At 63.4% G+C, this 16,354-nt stretch carries 16 protein-coding genes and 1 pseudogene; 7 read left to right on the plus strand and 10 right to left on the minus strand.

What is annotated here, in order from left to right; genetic code table 11:
- Positions 1-32 precede the first annotated feature (32 nt).
- Complete coding sequence (locus AB7G19_RS07340; RefSeq protein WP_081369133.1) at positions 33-575, plus strand: DUF4112 domain-containing protein; 543 nt, start codon at positions 33-35, stop codon at positions 573-575.
- Between the two features lie 127 nt (positions 576-702).
- Here AB7G19_RS07340 and AB7G19_RS07345 read toward each other — a convergent pair whose 3' ends face one another.
- From AB7G19_RS07345 to msrA, 4 genes are all read right to left on the minus strand, one after another.
- Positions 703-996: a hypothetical protein gene (locus AB7G19_RS07345; RefSeq protein WP_063981175.1), complete on the minus strand. Its 294-nt coding sequence runs from the start codon at positions 994-996 to the stop codon at positions 703-705.
- A gap of 214 nt (positions 997-1,210) precedes the next feature.
- Entirely contained in the window at positions 1,211-1,375 is a 165-nt protein-coding gene (locus tag AB7G19_RS07350) for a DUF3309 family protein (RefSeq protein WP_014492503.1), read from the minus strand.
- A 107-nt stretch (positions 1,376-1,482) separates the two neighbouring features.
- Complete coding sequence (gene msrB / locus AB7G19_RS07355; protein WP_085398941.1) at positions 1,483-1,902, minus strand: peptide-methionine (R)-S-oxide reductase MsrB; 420 nt, start codon at positions 1,900-1,902, stop codon at positions 1,483-1,485.
- A gap of 45 nt (positions 1,903-1,947) precedes the next feature.
- Positions 1,948-2,652, minus strand: coding sequence for a peptide-methionine (S)-S-oxide reductase MsrA (msrA, locus tag AB7G19_RS07360; RefSeq protein WP_063981177.1), 705 nt, complete (start codon positions 2,650-2,652; stop codon positions 1,948-1,950).
- Between the two features lie 244 nt (positions 2,653-2,896).
- Between msrA and AB7G19_RS07365 the strand changes: the two are divergent.
- Positions 2,897-4,542 (plus strand): annotated as a pseudogene (locus AB7G19_RS07365) (tetratricopeptide repeat protein).
- 177 nt (positions 4,543-4,719) lie between these two features.
- Here AB7G19_RS07365 and AB7G19_RS07370 read toward each other — a convergent pair.
- The 6 genes from AB7G19_RS07370 to napE all read right to left on the minus strand — a co-directional run bounded on the left by AB7G19_RS07370 (position 4,720) and on the right by napE (position 10,099).
- Complete coding sequence (locus AB7G19_RS07370) at positions 4,720-5,835, minus strand: ATP-dependent DNA helicase (protein WP_085398960.1); 1,116 nt, start codon at positions 5,833-5,835, stop codon at positions 4,720-4,722.
- An 89-nt stretch (positions 5,836-5,924) separates the two neighbouring features.
- Positions 5,925-6,578 (minus strand): NapC/NirT family cytochrome c, encoded by a 654-nt coding sequence (locus tag AB7G19_RS07375; protein ID WP_085398940.1) that lies wholly within the window; start codon positions 6,576-6,578, stop codon positions 5,925-5,927.
- Positions 6,575-7,045, minus strand: a complete 471-nt coding sequence (locus AB7G19_RS07380; RefSeq protein WP_028151035.1) for a nitrate reductase cytochrome c-type subunit — start codon at positions 7,043-7,045, stop codon at positions 6,575-6,577. Before AB7G19_RS07380 ends, AB7G19_RS07375 begins: the two co-directional genes overlap by 4 nt.
- Positions 7,042-9,555 (minus strand): nitrate reductase catalytic subunit NapA, encoded by a 2,514-nt coding sequence (gene napA / locus AB7G19_RS07385; protein ID WP_354080743.1) that lies wholly within the window; start codon positions 9,553-9,555, stop codon positions 7,042-7,044. Before napA ends, AB7G19_RS07380 begins: the two co-directional genes overlap by 4 nt.
- 17 nt (positions 9,556-9,572) lie before the next feature.
- Positions 9,573-9,887, minus strand: a complete 315-nt coding sequence (locus AB7G19_RS07390; RefSeq protein WP_354080745.1) for a chaperone NapD — start codon at positions 9,885-9,887, stop codon at positions 9,573-9,575.
- Positions 9,888-9,913: 26 nt separating this feature from the next.
- The gene (gene napE / locus AB7G19_RS07395) at positions 9,914-10,099 is read right to left on the minus strand and encodes a periplasmic nitrate reductase, NapE protein (protein WP_027532529.1); all 186 of its coding nucleotides are present in this window, start codon (positions 10,097-10,099) and stop codon (positions 9,914-9,916) included.
- A 329-nt stretch (positions 10,100-10,428) separates the two neighbouring features.
- On the opposite strand from napE, the gene AB7G19_RS07400 reads away from it, so the two are divergent.
- From AB7G19_RS07400 to AB7G19_RS07420, 5 genes are all read left to right on the plus strand, one after another.
- Complete coding sequence (locus tag AB7G19_RS07400) at positions 10,429-11,292, plus strand: transglutaminase family protein (protein ID WP_085399158.1); 864 nt, start codon at positions 10,429-10,431, stop codon at positions 11,290-11,292.
- A gap of 125 nt (positions 11,293-11,417) precedes the next feature.
- Positions 11,418-12,656 carry an acyltransferase family protein gene (locus tag AB7G19_RS07405; RefSeq protein WP_085399157.1) on the plus strand — a complete coding sequence of 413 codons (1,239 nt, stop codon included), beginning with the start codon at positions 11,418-11,420 and terminating at the stop codon, positions 12,654-12,656.
- 56 nt (positions 12,657-12,712) lie between these two features.
- Positions 12,713-13,918 carry an LLM class flavin-dependent oxidoreductase gene (locus tag AB7G19_RS07410; protein WP_085399156.1) on the plus strand — a complete coding sequence of 402 codons (1,206 nt, stop codon included), beginning with the start codon at positions 12,713-12,715 and terminating at the stop codon, positions 13,916-13,918.
- Between the two features lie 269 nt (positions 13,919-14,187).
- Positions 14,188-14,976, plus strand: a complete 789-nt coding sequence (locus AB7G19_RS07415) for a helix-turn-helix transcriptional regulator (RefSeq protein ID WP_063981189.1) — start codon at positions 14,188-14,190, stop codon at positions 14,974-14,976.
- Positions 14,977-15,307: 331 nt separating this feature from the next.
- Positions 15,308-16,048, plus strand: coding sequence for a dienelactone hydrolase family protein (locus AB7G19_RS07420; protein WP_354134714.1), 741 nt, complete (start codon positions 15,308-15,310; stop codon positions 16,046-16,048).
- The last annotated feature ends 306 nt before the right edge of the window (positions 16,049-16,354 follow it).

Raw genomic sequence — 16,354 nt, forward strand, 5'->3', positions numbered from 1 at the left:
CTTCCGCCACACCAGTGCGTTCTCCAAAGGCCATGACCATGTCCGACGACGATATTCTTGCTCCGCTCAGACCCCGTTCCGGGTCCCGCGCGCGCGGGAGTTTTTCGGGCACCGAAGCGCGCGGGCCGATCATCGACCAGGACGGCCATGAGATCCGTCCCGAAACACTGGAGCAGGGGTTTCGCGAGTTTCGCTTCGAGTTCGGCCAGGGAAACCCGTTCGGCGATCTGACGCGGGAACAGCGGGTGGCGCGGATCGAGGCGATCGCAAAGCTGCTCGATGTCGCCTTCATCCTGCCCGGCACGAATATCCGCTATGGCATCGACGGCCTGATCGGGCTGATCCCGATCGTCGGCGACATCATCACCACCGCGATCTCGCTGTGGCTGGTGCGCGAGGCCCGCGCGCTGGGCGCGCCGTGGTATCTCACCGCGCGCATGCTCGGCAATGTCGCGGTCGACGGCGTGGTCGGCATGGTGCCGTTCGCGGGCGATGCCTTCGACGTCATGTTCCGCGCCAACATGCGCAATGTCCGCCTGCTGCGCCGCTGGCTCGACAAGCAGCCACGGATTTAGCGTGGCGCTTCTTTCTTCGCCTCTCCCGGCTTGCGGGGAGAGGGAGAAGACATAGCTTCCAAAAAGCAAAAAGCGCGACGGCCTTTCGGCCATCGCGCTTTCAACGCAAATCGGGTTGAGCGAAAACTTACGCCGCGTCGGCGTCAGTCTCGGGGGCCGGCGCCGGCCGGGGACGGCGGGGCAGCGGGAAAGCTTCGCTCTCATAGAGCGAGCGGATGCCGTTCTGGTCGAAGCGCGCTTCCTCGACCTGAAGATAGGCGCCGTTCAGCGAATCCGTCGGCAACTGCTCCATCGCGAACTGCACGGCTTCGGCCGCGGTGCCGAACCGGCGATAGGTGAAGCCTGCACGCTTCTTCTTGCGGATCGCGGCGGGGAAGAGCTCGGCAGAAGTGTTGAAGTTGAACGGACGCAGTGGACGCATGGTCAAAGACCTCGTGATCTTGTCTGGGGCTTTAAGCGCGTGGGGTTTTGAAAGGCAGGGGCCACCATCGAGTGGGCCCGCCGCACATGTCATTTTCGCCCTCTAATATAGGCTGTTTTGACAGAAATGCGACCCCCGCGATGGGAGATGATGAATCCGCGCATGGCAGCTCCGCGAGCGCCGTAAACCAAATAATTTCAATATGTTAGATGGTTTACAGTTTGCCAAGCAGCAGCAGCACGACCAGGACCACCAGCACGACGCCGCCGATCCCCATGCCGGAATGGCCCATGCCATAGCCGTAACCACCGAACCGGCCGGACATGCCGCCCAGCAGATAGATGATCACCAGGATGATCAGGATGGTCCCAAGCGTCATGGCATCCTCCCTGGCGGCTGCCGGATTGCGCGCATCGGCCGCACCGCCAGAAGAGAAAAGCACATCGCGCCGCCGGGTTCCATGACGGAACCGGGCGGCGCGCAATGTTATTTGGGCTCGAGCTTCAGCGCGGCCGAGTTGATGCAGTAGCGCAGGCCGGTCGGGCCGGGGCCGTCGGGGAAGACGTGGCCGAGATGGCCGCTGCACTTGGAGCACAGCACCTCGGTGCGGACCATGCCGTGGCTGGCATCGTGCTCCTCGTCGACATGGCTATCGACCGCGGGCTGGGTGAAGCTCGGCCACCCGCAGCCGGAATCGAACTTGGCATCGGACTCGAACAGCACATTGCCGCAGCCGGCGCAGACATAGGTGCCGGCGCGGTGGTCGTGCTCATATTCGCCGGAGAAGGGACGCTCGGTCGCCTTCTCGCGCAGCACCGCGTACTGCATCGGCGACAATTCGCTGCGCCACTGCTCTTCGCTCTTGATGACCTTGTCGTCGGTGGTTTTCGTCTTGGTGTCGGGCATGGGTCTCCCGTTTGTTTGGTGAACTTGTTTTCGGTGATCTTGCGATCAGTTGGTGGCCTTGCTGGCGCTCACCAGCGTCGGCTTTTCAATGTAGTTATCCGCGAACAGCTTTTTCAGGTTCTCGACCTTCGGAATGTCGTTGTAGGCGATGTAGGGCTGGTTCGGGTGCAGCGTCAGATAGTCCTGGTGATAGGCCTCCGCCGGGTAGAACGCTTCCAGCGCGCCGACCTTGGTCACGATCGGCTTGCTGAATACCTTGGCGCCGTTGAGCTGGGCGATATAGGCGTCCGCCACCTTCTTCTGCTCGTCGGAGGTGGTGAAGATCGCAGAGCGATATTGCGTGCCGGAGTCGGGGCCCTGGCGGTTGAGCTGGGTCGGGTCGTGGGCCACCGAGAAGTAGATCTGGAGGATCTTGCCGTAGGAGATCTTCTTCGGGTCGAACTTGATCTCGACCGACTCGGCATGGCCGGTCCGGCCGCTCGAGACCGTCTGGTAATCGGCCGTCGCCTTGGTGCCGCCGGCATAGCCGGAGACTGCGTTGACGACGCCGGCGGTGTGCTGGAAGACGCCCTGGACGCCCCAGAAGCAGCCGCCGGCGATGACGGCGGTCTGGATCCCGGTTGCGGGCGACGCATCCACGGTGGGCGCGGGGATCACGACGGCATCCTCCGCGGCCCTGGACGGCACGGCGAAGGCCAGCGTCAGTGCGGTGGTGGCGGCGAGCAGCGAGGCGAGGGCGGTGCGGCGCATGGCGATCCTCTTCGGAAGGTCTGACAGTGTAGGGCGGCCGGGGACGGGCGAACAGCCTGTTTGGCCGCGTTTTCGGACATCTGAGATACGGGCGCAGACGGCGATTGTTACGGGGAAACGGACACGAGTCTGTGAAAAATAGCCTCAGACGGCGCGGCTTGGCGAGGCCGGGAACTCCGGGCTAGATGAACGCGCGCGATCGCGCTCGACTCAATCATGTGGTGGCTGGAGCTGACCTGACAACATGCTGCGTGTCATTCCCCTGACCCTCGCCATCATGATCTCAAATGCCGCGATCGCCGCGGCCGAGCCGCAAGCCGGCGAGGACCTCGCCACCTGTCGCGACCGCCAGGCGGAGGCCCAGGTCCGCGCGACGGCCTGCGACAATTTGTTGAAAGCCGATAAGCTCGGCGGCAAGGACAAGTCGCTCGCGCTCGTCGTGCGTGGCAATGCGCTGATCAACAAGCGCGACTATGACCGCGCCATCGAGGCGTTGTCGTCCGCCATCGATCTCGATCCGGACAATGTCGGCGCCATCAACCTGCGCGGGCTCTCCCATGAGCGCAAGGGCGAGGACGATCTCGCCATGGCCGACTACAATCTCGCCATCCAGAAGCGCGCGAATTTCGGCTATGCCTACAACAATCGCGGCACCATCCATCTGCGCCGGGGCGCGCTGCAAAGCGCGCTCGACGACTTCAACCTGTCGATCAAATACACGCCGACGTTCCTGCTCGGCTGGACCAATCGTGCCCGCATGCGCACGCTGAACAAGGATTTCGACGGCGCGATTGCCGACTTTGCGGCAGCCGAGAAGATCGACCCGGCCGCGCCGCAGATCGCCGGCAACCGCTGCATCACCTACGGCATGATGGGCAAGTACGACCAGGCTTTCGCCGACTGCGACGGCCTGATCCAGAAGCAGCCCAGGAATACCTTCGCGATCAACAATCGCGCCGAGGTCAACGTGATGAAGGGCGACCTCGACGCCGCGCTGAAGGACTACAACACGGTCATCCAGCTCAATCCGAACAGTGTGCGCGCCCATTCCGGCCGCGGCCAGATCTACGAGCGCAGGAAGGATCTCGCCCAGGCCCGCGCCGACTACCGCGCGGCGGCCTATTCGCTGACGAGGTTCGACGAGCCCGACGTCGCGCGCGCCCGCGCCATCGCGCAGGAGCGCCTGGCCGCACTGACCCCGCAGGCGCCGGCCGGGTCCACCGGGCGCCGCGTGGCGCCCCCAATCCGCCGCGCGACGCGAAAATGATTGCAAACGTGCTGCGCGATGTCGGCTTCCAGACCGTGATCTCCGTCAGCGACCTCTCCCGCGACAAGTTCTTCGAGGCGCTGCAGACGTTTGCCACCGAAGCGGAGAATGCGGATTGGGCGGTGGTCTATTACGCCGGCCACGGTTTCGAGATCGGCGGCGTCAACTATCTCGTCCCTGTTGACGCCAAGCTTGCCGCCGACAGGGACGCCGAGACCCAGGCGGTCGCGCTGGAGCAGGTGATCGCAGCGGTGGGCGCTGCGAGAAAAGTGCGTCTGGTGATGCTGGATGCCTGCCGCGACAATCCCTTTGCGCCGGCCATGCAGCGCACGCTGTCGCTCAAGCTGGTGGACAAGGGCTTTTCCAACATCGAGCCCGGCGCCGGCTTCATGGTGGTCTACGCCGCCAAGCACGGCGAGACCGCGCTGGACGGTGATGGCGGCGCCGACAGCCCCTTCGCCACCGCGCTCGCCCGCGAGATCAAGGTGCCGAAGGTCGAGATCCGGAAACTGTTCGACATCGTCCGCGATGACGTCTGGTCCGCCACCAAGCACGAGCAGCAGCCGTTTTCATACGGCTCGCCGCCGGGACGCGAGGATTTTTATTTCGTGGCGGGGAAGTGAGGGCTGCCGGTGTGAGACGGGAAAGCCGCGCCTCATTCGCCGTGTCGTAGGGTGGGAAAAGCGACTTGTCCGCCGTAGCTCGAAGAGCGAAGGCGGAAGCGTGCCCACCATTCTTATTGAATGTTTGGAGAAATGGTGGGCACGGCGCGTTGCGCCTTTGCCCACCCTACGGCAGCGTCAAACAACGATGCTCAACCGCTTCGCCGCCCGCGTAATCCCCGTATACAGCCACCGCGCCCGGCTATCCTGAAACGCAAAGCTCTCGTCGAACAGCACGACGTCGTCCCATTGCGAGCCCTGCGATTTGTGCACGGTCAGCACATAGCCGTAGTCGAACTCGTCATACGGCTTGCGCTGCTCCCAGGCAATCGCCTCGACGCCGCCCTCGAAGCAATCGGCGCGCACCGAGACCTTTATCACCTTGTGACCGAAGTCTTCATCCGGCGACAGCCGCATGCTGAGGATGCGCGATTTCGAGCGCGAGGTGTTGCGCGACTTCACGCGCCACAGGCCGCCGTTGAACAGGCCCTTCTTGCGGTTGTTGCGCAGGCACACCAGCTTGTCGCCGGCGACCGGGAAGACATCCTCGATGTTCTGGCGCTGGCGCACCCGCATGTTGTAGGCGCGGCGCGTGTTGTTGCGGCCGACCAGCACCTGGTCGGCGCCCATGACGCGGTCCGGGTCGAGCTCTTTCCGCGACACCACCTCGCTCTCGCCGTAACGGCCGATGTCGAGCTCGCGGCCCTCGCGGACGTCCATCGACATCCGCACGATCGGATCGTCCTGGGCCTGGCGATGCACTTCGGTCAGCATCGCGTCCGGCTCGGTGTTGGTGAAGAAGCCGCCGCCCTGGATCGGCGGCAGCTGCGCGGGGTCGCCCAGCACCAGCAGCGGGCAATCGAACGACATCAGGTCACGGCCCAATTCGGCGTCGACCATCGAGCATTCGTCGATCACGATCAGCTTGGCCTTGGAGGCCGGCGCGTCGTCCCACAGCTCGAAGCTCGGCTGCTCCTCGCCGGATTCGCGGGCGCGGTAGATCAGCGAGTGAATGGTGGAGGCCTCGTCGCAACCCTTGTTGCGCATGACCAGCGCGGCCTTGCCGGTGAAGGCGGCGAACTTCACCTCGCCGTCGACGCCTTCGGCGATGTGCCGCGCCAGCGTGGTCTTGCCGGTGCCGGCAAAGCCAAACAGGCGGAACACCGGCGGCGTGCCGTTGCGGCCGGGTTTTGCCTTGAGCCAGTCGGCAACGGCTTTGAGCGCGGCATCCTGATGCGGGGTGAAAGTGGCCATGTCTGTCTTGAGGAAGGGCAGAATCGAGGCGATTCGCCATCCCTCGAAACTAACCATTCGGCCCAAGGGTTCAAGCGGCCCAGCCGCCCCTATTGCCAGCCGGGAACGCCGCGCATGTCGGGCAGGTGGTGGGCGATGCCCTTGTGGCAGTCGATGCAGGTCTTTTCCTTCGTGAACAGGAAGCGCTGGTGCGCCACCGAGGCCCGTGGCGACTGCTTGGTGATGTCCATGGAATCGGCGCTGTGGCAGTTGCGGCATTCCAGGGAATCGTTGGCCTTGAAACGCGCCCATTCGTGTGCGGCGAGCTCGAGCCGGTGGTCCAAGAATTTCTCGCGGGTGTCGATCGTGCCGAAGATCTTGCCCCAGACCTCCTTGGAGGCCTGCATCTTGCGCGCGATCTTGTCGGTCCAGTTGTGCGGGACGTGGCAGTCCGGGCAGGTCGCGCGCACGCCGGAGCGGTTGGTGAAGTGGATGGTCGACTTCAGCTCGGCGAAGACGTTTTCGCGCATCTCGTGACAGCCGGTGCAGAACTTCTCGGTGTTGGTCAGTTCCAGCGCGGTGTTGAAGCCACCCCAGAAGATCACGCCCGCCGCAAAGCCCGCGAGCACCAGCACGCCGAGCCCGAACACCGAGCTCGGCCGGATCAGCACCTGCCAGAGCTCGCGCGCGAAGTCCCAGCAGCGCAGCATAAAGCTACGCTTGGCTTCCACCTTTCCCTTGGGCTCGTCAGCGGCCGTCGTCATCGGCGGCCACCGGGGCTGGCGCGCGAGAGCAGCGTGTCGATGTCGATGAAATCGTTGCTCACCGGCGGCGTCGCGGTGTTCTGCGGCACGTGGCATTCCGTACAGAAGAAGCGCCGCGGCGAAATCGAGGCCAGGAACTGGCCGTCGCGGTCCATGAAATGCGTGATCGAGACCATCGGCGCCTGCGATTCCGCGATGCGTGCCCGCGCATGGCAGGACAGGCATTTGTTGCCGTTGAGGTCGATCTGGTAGCCGTCGATGGTGTGCGGGATCACCGGCGGCTGCTCCGGATAGTTGCGCACCTCTCTCTCGGACGTATTGCGGTTCGGCAGCATTGGCGGCGCCGCGCCCTCGTCATTGAGCGGGGCCGGTCCGCGCAGGCCTGACGTTACCGTCTGCGCGGTGAGAGAGCTCGCGCCCGCTGCGATCGCGACCGCGAGCAGGGCTATGCCAAATCGTTTCATCATGACAGGTTCACCCGCTCGATGCGCACGGCGCATTTCTTGTAATCGGTCTGCAGCGAGATCGGATCGGTCGCGTCCAGCGTCACCTTGTTGATCATCTTGGATTCGTCGAACCACGGCACGAACACGAGGCCACGCGGCGGCCGGTCGCGGCCGCGCGTCTCGACGCGGGCGCGGATGAAGCCGCGGCGGGATTCCACCTTCACCTCGTCGCCGCGCCGGAGTTTTGCTTCCGACGCATCGTCGGGATGCATGAAGCAGACCGCCTCGGGGAACGCCTTGTAGAGCTCGGGCACGCGGCGCGTCATGGTGCCGGAATGCCAGTGCTCCAGCACGCGGCCGGTCGAGAGCCAGAACGGATATTCGCTGTCGGGCGATTCCGCCGGCGGCTCGTAGGGCAGGGCGAAGATGCGCGCCCTGCCGTCGGGATAGCCGTAGAACTGCACGTCGGTGCCCTGCTTGACATAGGGGTCGCTGCCCTCGCGGAAACGCCATTTGGTTTCCTGGCCGTTGACGACGGGCCAGCGCAGCCCGCGCTCGCGGTGATAGGCCTCGAACGGCGCGAGGTCGTGACCGTGGCCGCGGCCGAACGAGGCGTACTCTTCAAAGAGCCCCTTCTGAACATAGAAGCCGAACGCCTTGGATTCCGTGTTGGCGTAGCCTTCCTCGATCTCCGAGGTCGGAAACTTGTCGACCTGGCCGTTCTTGTAGAGCACGTCGAACAGCGTCTTGCCGCGAACCTCCGGCTTCTTGGCGATCAACTCCTCCGGCCAGACTTCCTCGATCTTGAAGCGCTTGGAGAACTCCATGAGCTGCCAGAGGTCGGACTTGGCCTCGCCGGGCGCGTTGACGAGCTGGTGCCAGAACTGCGTGCGCCGCTCGGCATTGCCGTAGGCGCCTTCCTTCTCCACCCACATCGCGGTCGGCAGGATCAGATCGGCGGCCAGCGCCGTCACCGACGGATAGGCGTCCGAGACCACGATGAAATTGTCGGGATTGCGGAAGCCCGGATAGGTCTCCTCGTTGGCGTTGGGACCGGCCTGGAGGTTGTTGTTGACCTGCACCCAATAGGCGTTGATCAGGCCGTCCTTCAGCATCCGGCTCTGCAGCACGGCGTGGGCGCCGTTCTTGTCGGGAATGGTGCCTTCCGGCAGCAGCCAGAGATGCTCGGCCTTGTCGCGATGCGCCTTGTTGGTGACGACCATGTCGGCCGGCAGGCGGTGCGAGAAGGTGCCGACCTCGCGCGCGGTGCCGCAGGCCGAGGGCTGGCCGGTCAGCGAGAACGGGCTGTTGCCGGGCGAGGAGATCTTTCCGGTCAGCAGATGGATGTTGTAGACGAGGTTGTTGCACCAGACGCCGCGGGTGTGCTGGTTGAAGCCCATGGTCCAGAACGAGACCACTTTTGTCTTCGGATCGGCGTAGAGCTCGGCGAGCGCCTCGAGCCGGTTCATCGGCACGCCGGACATCTCGGCCGCCTTCTCCAGCGTGTAGTCCGAGACGAATTTGACGAATTCGTCATAGCTCATGTCGGTGGAGTCGTTGGCCTTGGCCGCACCGGTTGCTTTTTTCTGGAGCGGATGCTCGGGCCGCAATCCATAGCCGATGTCGGTCTGCCCGCGCCGGAAGATCGTATGCGCAGCGACGAAATCCTTGTTGACGCGTCCGGTCTTGATGATGTGGTTGGCGATGGCGTTGAGGATGTAGAGGTCGGTCTGCGGCTTGAACACCATGCCGATGTCGGCGAGGTCGAACGAGCGGTGCTCGAAGGTCGAGAGCACGGCGACACGGACATGCGGCGCGGACAGCCGGCGGTCGGCCAGCCGCGTCCACAAAATGGGATGCATCTCCGCCATGTTGGAGCCCCACAGCACGAAGGCGTCGGTGGCCTCGATGTCGTCATAGCAGCCGGCCGGCTCGTCGATGCCGAAGGTGCGCATCATGCCGGCGACGGCGGAGGCCATGCAGTGGCGCGCATTGGGGTCGATGTTGTTGGTGCGGAAGCCGGCCTTGTAGAGCTTCGAGGCGGCGTAACCTTCCCAGATCGTCCACTGGCCGGAGCCGAACATGGCGAGACCGTTGGGCCCGCGCTTCTTCAGCGTTTCCTTCCACTTCACCTCCATGATGTCGAAGGCTTCGGTCCAGCTGATTGGCGTGAACTCGCCGTTCTTGTCGTACTTGCCGCCGGTCTTGCGCAGCATCGGCTGCGTCAGCCGGTCGTGGCCGTACATGATCTTGGAGAGGAAGTAGCCCTTGACGCAGTTGAGGCCGCGATTGACCTCGGCCTTGATGTCGCCGTGGGTGGCGACGACGCGGTTGTCCTTGGTCGCGACCATCACGGAGCAGCCGGTGCCGCAGAAGCGGCAGGCGGCCTTGTCCCATTTCAGTTCGCTGTTGTCGCGCTCGGCGACGAGATTGGCGGCGAGCGCGGGTGCCGGCATGCCTGCGGCGGCGGCCGCGATCGCGGCGGCCTCGAGCTTCAGCATCTGGCGGCGGTCGAGCTTCGGCGATGTCATGATGGCTCTCCCGGCCGTTAGGCGGTTTCGATGGCGTGGAAGACCAGCGCCGCGGAATAGACGTTGGGCAGCGACTGGATGGTGTTGAGCAGGGTGCCGAGGCTGCCGGCATCCGGCGCTTCGGTCACGACAACGAGTTTTCCGCGCGGGTCTCGGCCGTGAATCTCGCAGCCGGGCATCGCGGCGATCTCGGCTTCCAGTTCGTCCAGGCGCTCGGGGCGGGCCTGCACGATGATGCTGGCGATCTCGCAACCTGGCGGCGCGACGACGCGGTCGGCGGTGAGCACCCGGCCGGTGATCAATGCGCGGCGGTTGAGTGTGGATTGGGCCATGATGCCTGTCTTTCGCTGTTCGGAGGTCAATGCGGGGAGGGTGGCGGGCCGGGAGGGCCGGCGAACATCTGGTAGATCCAGACGCCGAGCCCGTATGAGCCGACCGTTCCGACCGCGAGGACGGGCATCACGACCGCGGTCAGGAACAGGAAAGCGAAAATCTCCATGCGCTTACGGCGCACGCGCGAAGTCGTGTCGTCAGGGGCCGACATATTCGGTCTCTCTGAAATGGTGCTGGAATCGGGACGGCATCCGGGCCGTTGCCTTGCTGCACTTTAAATGGAGCAGGGCTGCTAACGCGTTGATCTGGATCAACCCGTCGACTTGACCGGATGTCGCGGCGCGGCCAACGGACCGAGCCGCGGCGCTCCGTGCGCGCGAGAGAAGCAAGCGGCAACGATCGTTACCCAAAAGCGAAGATGCTTTGCGGCTCGGGGGTCAGGCCGCATACATCTTCTCTTGCCTCGGAAATGCCCGCGACCTACTACCAGTGGTAGCGGGCGCCGCAACATCCATCGCTGCTACTTGGCGGGAGCTACATATGAGGCGAATCCGAATCATTCATAAGACCGAATATTTTTACAGTCAGCCGGTCACCTTCGGCACTCATCGAGCCATGATGCGGCCTCGCGAGGGACATGACGTCCACATCGTGAGAGGGTCGGTCGATATCGAGCCGAACGCCGAAGTTCGCTGGTTGCGCGACAATTACGACAATGCCATCGCAGTCGTGACCTTTTTGGAATTATCCGACACGCTCAGGATCGCAAGCGAGGTCGACGTCGACCTTTACCACGACGACCCCATTGAATGGCGGATTGCGCCATTCGCCAGTTCATTTCCCTTCCAATATCCCCCGGAGGAGCAGCTTGAGCTGACGGTGTATCGTCTCCCGAGCTATCTCTACGACGCCACCGCCCTGCTCGAATGGTTGCGCGATCTCTACAAACCCGGTCAGTTGATCGGCACGCTGGACCTTCTGAACAATTTGAATACTCACATCTACCGATCGTTCAAATACGTTTCCCGCGAGGCTCACGGGGTTCAATCACCCAACGAAACGCTGCGGCTCGGCAGCGGGACCTGTCGCGACTATGCGGTGTTCATGATGGAAGCTGCCCGCTACTGGGGATTTGGTGCGCGCTTTGTCACCGGCTACATCCAGATGTCCGAGGGACAACACGGCGCCACGCACGCCTGGACCGAGATCTATATCCCCGGAGCCGGGTGGCGCGGCTATGATCCCACCAACAACAAGATCGTCGGCAGCGAACACATACCCGTCGCCGTGACGCGCGAACAGGAAAGGGCCTCTCCGCTTTCCGGGACGTGGGATGGTCCGGCGGATGCATTCAGCCGGATGAACGTCTCGGTGCAAGTCATATCAATACCAGCATCGCCATGATCGTAGTCCACGGTCGATCACGGCAAGCGCGGGTTGGCGGCCAGTCGGTGTGTCCTTGATCCCTCGCCCGTCTTGATCGGGCAGATTGCCGGAAACAAGCCTTTCACCAGCAAGCGAGTCCGTCCATGTCCCGATCGACCGCCATCGCCCCCGCATCGGAACGGCTGCACGCGCTCGACGCGGTCAGGGGTTTTGCCCTGTTGCTCGGCATCGTCCTGCACGCAACCCTGTCGTTCGTGCCGGCCCCGACCAGGATCTGGATCATACAGGATACCCATCAAAGCCTGGCCCTGGGCCTGCTGTTCTTCGTCATCCACGTCTTCCGGATGACGACCTTCTTCCTGATGGCGGGTTTCTTCGCTCGCATGAGCTTTCATCGCCGGGGAATCTGGGGCTTCGTCACGGACAGGTTGCAGAGGATCGGACTGCCGCTAGTGGTCGGCTGGCCGATCGTGTTTACGCCGATGGCCCTGGTGGTCATATGGGCCGCGGGCTTTCCGAACGGCGGCCCGATCCCCGGCGCACCTCGCTGGCCGCCGGTGCTGCCGAATTTCCCGCTGACCCATCTCTGGTTTCTCTATGTGCTGCTGGAGCTATATGTCGCCATGCTCCTGCTGCGCGGCGCAATTGTCTGGCTCGATGTATCAGGCACGCTGCGAACGGTTGTCGACCGCCTCTTTGCGCAGATTATGCGAAATCCGCTGGCGCCCCTGGTTCTGGCGATCCCGATCGGCATCGCTTTCTGCCTCGATCAAAGATGGATCAATGTGATGGGCGTGAGGACGCCGGATCAATCGCTCGTCACGAACCTCCAGGCGTGGGTCGGCTTCGGCACCGCCTTCGGCTTCGGTTGGTTGCTGCATCGGCAGACCGATCTACTGCGGATTTTGGAGCGACGCTGGCTGTGGAATCTCTTGCCGGCGCTCGGCCTCATTCTGATCAGTTTCGTGCTTGTCGGGGTGATGATGTCCGTGCCGGGTGCGCCGAAACTGCCGGTTAGTTTCGCCACGCTCAGGCTTGTCTCCGCCATCCTGTATGCACCGGCGATATGGATCTCGACCTTCGCGGTCCTCGGCCTCGCACTTCGCTTCATGTCCGGCTTCAGCCCGATCCGGCGCTACCTCGCCGATGCGTCCTACTGGCTCTATCTGATCCACATGCCGATCGTGATGGCGCTACAGGTCGTGCTGTCGCAGCTCGACTGGCCCGGGCCGATCAAGTTCGCCATCATTCTCGTCGTCGCGATTCTCCCGATGTTGGCGAGCTATCATCTGCTGGTGCGCTTCACCTTCATCGGCGCGGTGCTGAATGGCCGCCGCGCCGAAAAGCGCGTTCTCCCGCGCGGCGGAATTGCGACCGCGTAGACAGCGCCTCCCCGCTCATTAAGATGAGCGCAACAAGAATAAGCGGGAGAGGCGTCATGAAGTTCGGCATCTTCTATGAGCTGCAGCTGCCACGGCCCTGGGTGGCCGGCGACGAGCTGAAGCTCTACCAGAACGCGCTCTCGCAGATGGAACTTGCCGATAGGCTCGGTTACGACCATGCCTGGGTCGTCGAGCATCACTTCCTCGAAGAGTACTCGCACTCACCCTCGCCGGAATCGTTCCTCGCCGCCGCCAGCCAGCGCACGAAAAACATCAGGCTTGGCCACGGTATCCTCCAGCTCACGACGAACCACCCGGCGCGCGTCGCCGAGCGCGTCGCGGTGCTCGACCTGCTCTCCAACGGCCGTTGCGAATTCGGCATGGGGGAGAGCGCCTCCATCACCGAGCTGACGCCGTTCGGCCGCGACATGGAGACCAAGAAGGAGGTCTTTGAGGAGGCGGTGCAGGCGATCTTCCCGATGTTCAAGGATGCAGGGAGCGAGCACCACGGCAAATATTTCGACATTCCCTTGCGCAATGTTGTGCCGAAACCGGTGCAGAAACCGCATCCGCCGCTGTGGATGGCCTGCTCGCAGCTGCCGACCATCGAACGCGCCGGACGCCACGGCTTTGGCGCCCTGGGCTTTCAGTTCGTCAGCGCGGATGCCGCGCATGCCTGGGTGCACGCCTATTACAATGCAATGACCAAGCGATTGCACAAGCTCGCCGACTACGAGATCAACCCAAACATGGCGCTGGTCTCGTTCTTCATGTGCGCCAAGACCGACGAGGAGGCGCGTGCGCGCGCCGACGGCGCCACCTTCTTCCAGTTCGCGCTGCGCTTCTACGGCGCCTCGCAGAATCGCCAGCGTCCCGCGCCCTACACCGTCAACATGTGGGACGAGTACAACAAGTGGAAGCGCGACAATCCGGAAGCACAAGAGGCGGCGCTGCGCGGCGGCCTGATCGGCTCGCCCGAGACGATCCGCAGGAAGCTGAAGCGCTTCCAGTCCTCCCATATCGACCAGGTCATCCTGCTCAACCAGGCCGGCAAGAACAGCCACGAGCACATCTGCGAATCGCTGGAGCTGTTCGGCCGCGAGGTGATGCCGGAGTTCCAGAACGATCCGGCCCAGGCGGCGTGGAAGCAGGGCGTCATGAGCGGCGAGATCAAGCTGGAAGAGATCGACACCGAGGCGTTTACGGATCGCTACGGCAAGCTCGCGATCAACGTCGCGCCGGCGAAGGCCGCCGCGGGGTAGGGGAGCTGCATCCGGCATGGGCCCCGGCTTAGCAGCGCCATAGCGCGTCGAAGACGCGCGTAAACGCGCTTATGTCACGCTGCGCTGCGTCCGGGGCACGAGACCTTTTCCGCATCGGCCAGCAAGACTCTCGTGTCCCGGACGCGCTGCAGAGTGCAACGCTGCTGCGCAGAGCCGGGACCCGGAAGCGGCATAGGCCGCCGTCTCCGACTTTCGGTCAAACCCGGCTGCTGATATCTTCCGCCAAAAGAACTTTTGCGGAGGAACCAATGCGGCCCCACGGCATGGCCTCAACTCCAGCGGCGAACGACATCGCGCCGGCGGTGCTCGCCATCGGCCGACCTGATTTCCCGAATGTCCTGATCGACACGTTGCGCCGGCAGGCCGGCGTCGGCCATTGCATGGTGTTCGCGCTGACACGCACCGGCGCGGCGAGCTGTCTGCTCGACGCCGGCAACATCCCGATCGGCAGCGATCTCGGCGCGGCCTATGCCGGTCAGTTCCACGAATCCGATCCCAATCGTGATGCGCTGTTCGAAGGCGAGGGCAGCGCGCCGATCATGCTGCCGTCGTTCGCGCCGCGCATGTATGGCGCGCGCTACCGGAAAATCTTCTTCAACGACTCTGATATCGTCGACAAATATGCGACGGCGATCTGGGTCGGCGACACCTGCTTTTATGTCAATTTCTACCGCATCACCGCCCAGGGCTGCTTTGGCGACGTCGAGCGTGCGCGGCTCCAGGTTATTGCGCCTGCGATCGGCGCCAGCGTTGCGCGTCATTTCCAGCAGGCGGCCACCGCGACGCCCGACCAGAACCTCGCCGCGTTGTTCGCAACGCGCGCGCCCCTCTCCGCACTGACGCCGCGCGAGCAGGACGTCTGCCGCCGCATCCTGCTCGGTTTCAGCTCCGAGGCGATCTCGCAAGCGCTGGGCATCAGCCTGCATTCGACCCTGACCTACCGCAAGCGCGCCTATGAGCGGCTCGGCATCTCCTCGCAGAACGAGTTGTTTGCGATCGTGCTGGGCTTGCTCTCGGGGCCGGGCCACCTGAACTAAAGGGGACTCTAGATCCTCGATATCTGCTTCCGAGAGCAAAGCCGACACGCAGCCGGCCCTCCGGGATCGTCGCCTTTTGACCCAAGGCCGACATCCGCGGCGCGAATCCTCTTCAAGGATACTTACGCTTTCCCAAGTCGGATATGGTGTTGACCAGAATCAAGGGGCAAAGGTGCAATTTCCAATGAGGCAAATCATACTCTCAATAGTCGCTGTTTTGTCGTTCTCATCTGCGCGTGCTGAGATGGTCAAGATACCTTGGCATACTTCAGCGCAGTCCTTGCCTTGGATTCCCGGCAACGAATACATCGACGGCAGGTCGAAAAACTTCATGGACGGCACCGTCGAGGAAAAGGGTAAGGTAAAGGCCGAGGGCGAACTGTCGGCGGACATTATGCGGCCGCAGGGCGCCAAGGGACCAATCCCCTTCGTGATCATGCTGCACGGCTGCGACGGGTTCGGCCGGGTCGAGAGGAAATGGGGGGGTGACTACGGCGGCAGATTGGTCGGAGCAGGCTATGGTGTTCTCCTGCTCGACAGCTTCGGCAGCCGGGGATTGGGACCCGACGGCGTCTGCTCGGATCCCAGCCAGTTGACTTGGGCGCGGCGCCGGGCTGACGATGCGTATGCGGCGCTGGACTGGCTCATCGGACAGAAGATCGCCGATCCCAAGCGGGTCTACGTCCTTGGCCGCAGCAACGGTGCGACCACGACCTTGATCATCATGAACCGGGCGATCGGCGACCTGCACGAGCACATGTTCGCGGGCGGCTTCGCGATGCAGCCGTCCTGTTATTTGATGAAGAACGTCGAGTTCTACGCCCCGGTCCATCTCTTCCTAGCAGAGAAGGACGAGGCGACCAGCCCCATCCTCTGCGGCCAGATGGCCGAGAGCAAGCGGTCGATTCCCGTGAAGACGGTGCTGTGGAAGGGGGCGAACCACAGCTTCGAAGATCACGAGCCAATCCACGTTTTCCATGGCTACCATGTCGGATACAATGCCGCGGCTGCGGAAGGCACCATCAAGGCAATCATTAGTGCGTTGAACGAGGCCAAGAAAGCGGAAAACTGACCGCGCGGAGTCGCACAGCCTGTAGGTATGCGACGACGGCCGAATGGCGGCGGATAGATGCGGGAAGTCCGCCTGAACGACTTCCGCTCGTGGCCCGAAGCCGCCGTCAATGAAGGAGCGGAGCGCGTTCGCTCTGCCCGGCGATTCAGACCCCGACTCGTTCCGCGATGAGAAGCGCGTCGTCCTCGTCACGACCTGAATATCGAGCGGTACGCCCAATTTTATGTTGCCGAACAAGAGTTCGGCGTTAACCACGACTAACGGTTCCAGTCCGTGCGACATCGCTTCGAAGTTTCTTAAATCTTG

This window comes from Bradyrhizobium sp. 215_C5_N1_1, from assembly GCF_052075935.1.
Lineage (GTDB): Bacteria > Pseudomonadota > Alphaproteobacteria > Rhizobiales > Xanthobacteraceae > Bradyrhizobium > Bradyrhizobium barranii.

What these genes read in the sequence shown, in the direction of transcription:
- AB7G19_RS07340 (WP_081369133.1), top strand. Translation starts at nt 33, where the DNA reads ATGACCATGTCCGACGACGATATTCTTGCTCCGCTCAGACCCCGTTCC.
- AB7G19_RS07345 (WP_063981175.1), bottom strand. Translation starts at nt 996, where the DNA reads ATGCGTCCACTGCGTCCGTTCAACTTCAACACTTCTGCCGAGCTCTTC.
- AB7G19_RS07350 (WP_014492503.1), bottom strand. Translation starts at nt 1,375, where the DNA reads ATGACGCTTGGGACCATCCTGATCATCCTGGTGATCATCTATCTGCTG.
- msrB (WP_085398941.1), bottom strand. Translation starts at nt 1,902, where the DNA reads ATGCCCGACACCAAGACGAAAACCACCGACGACAAGGTCATCAAGAGC.
- msrA (WP_063981177.1), bottom strand. Translation starts at nt 2,652, where the DNA reads ATGCGCCGCACCGCCCTCGCCTCGCTGCTCGCCGCCACCACCGCACTG.
- AB7G19_RS07370 (WP_085398960.1), bottom strand. Translation starts at nt 5,835, where the DNA reads ATGGCCACTTTCACCCCGCATCAGGATGCCGCGCTCAAAGCCGTTGCC.
- AB7G19_RS07375 (WP_085398940.1), bottom strand. Translation starts at nt 6,578, where the DNA reads ATGACGACGGCCGCTGACGAGCCCAAGGGAAAGGTGGAAGCCAAGCGT.
- AB7G19_RS07380 (WP_028151035.1), bottom strand. Translation starts at nt 7,045, where the DNA reads ATGATGAAACGATTTGGCATAGCCCTGCTCGCGGTCGCGATCGCAGCG.
- napA (WP_354080743.1), bottom strand. Translation starts at nt 9,555, where the DNA reads ATGACATCGCCGAAGCTCGACCGCCGCCAGATGCTGAAGCTCGAGGCC.
- AB7G19_RS07390 (WP_354080745.1), bottom strand. Translation starts at nt 9,887, where the DNA reads ATGGCCCAATCCACACTCAACCGCCGCGCATTGATCACCGGCCGGGTG.
- napE (WP_027532529.1), bottom strand. Translation starts at nt 10,099, where the DNA reads ATGTCGGCCCCTGACGACACGACTTCGCGCGTGCGCCGTAAGCGCATG.
- AB7G19_RS07400 (WP_085399158.1), top strand. Translation starts at nt 10,429, where the DNA reads ATGAGGCGAATCCGAATCATTCATAAGACCGAATATTTTTACAGTCAG.
- AB7G19_RS07405 (WP_085399157.1), top strand. Translation starts at nt 11,418, where the DNA reads ATGTCCCGATCGACCGCCATCGCCCCCGCATCGGAACGGCTGCACGCG.
- AB7G19_RS07410 (WP_085399156.1), top strand. Translation starts at nt 12,713, where the DNA reads ATGAAGTTCGGCATCTTCTATGAGCTGCAGCTGCCACGGCCCTGGGTG.
- AB7G19_RS07415 (WP_063981189.1), top strand. Translation starts at nt 14,188, where the DNA reads ATGCGGCCCCACGGCATGGCCTCAACTCCAGCGGCGAACGACATCGCG.
- AB7G19_RS07420 (WP_354134714.1), top strand. Translation starts at nt 15,308, where the DNA reads ATGGACGGCACCGTCGAGGAAAAGGGTAAGGTAAAGGCCGAGGGCGAA.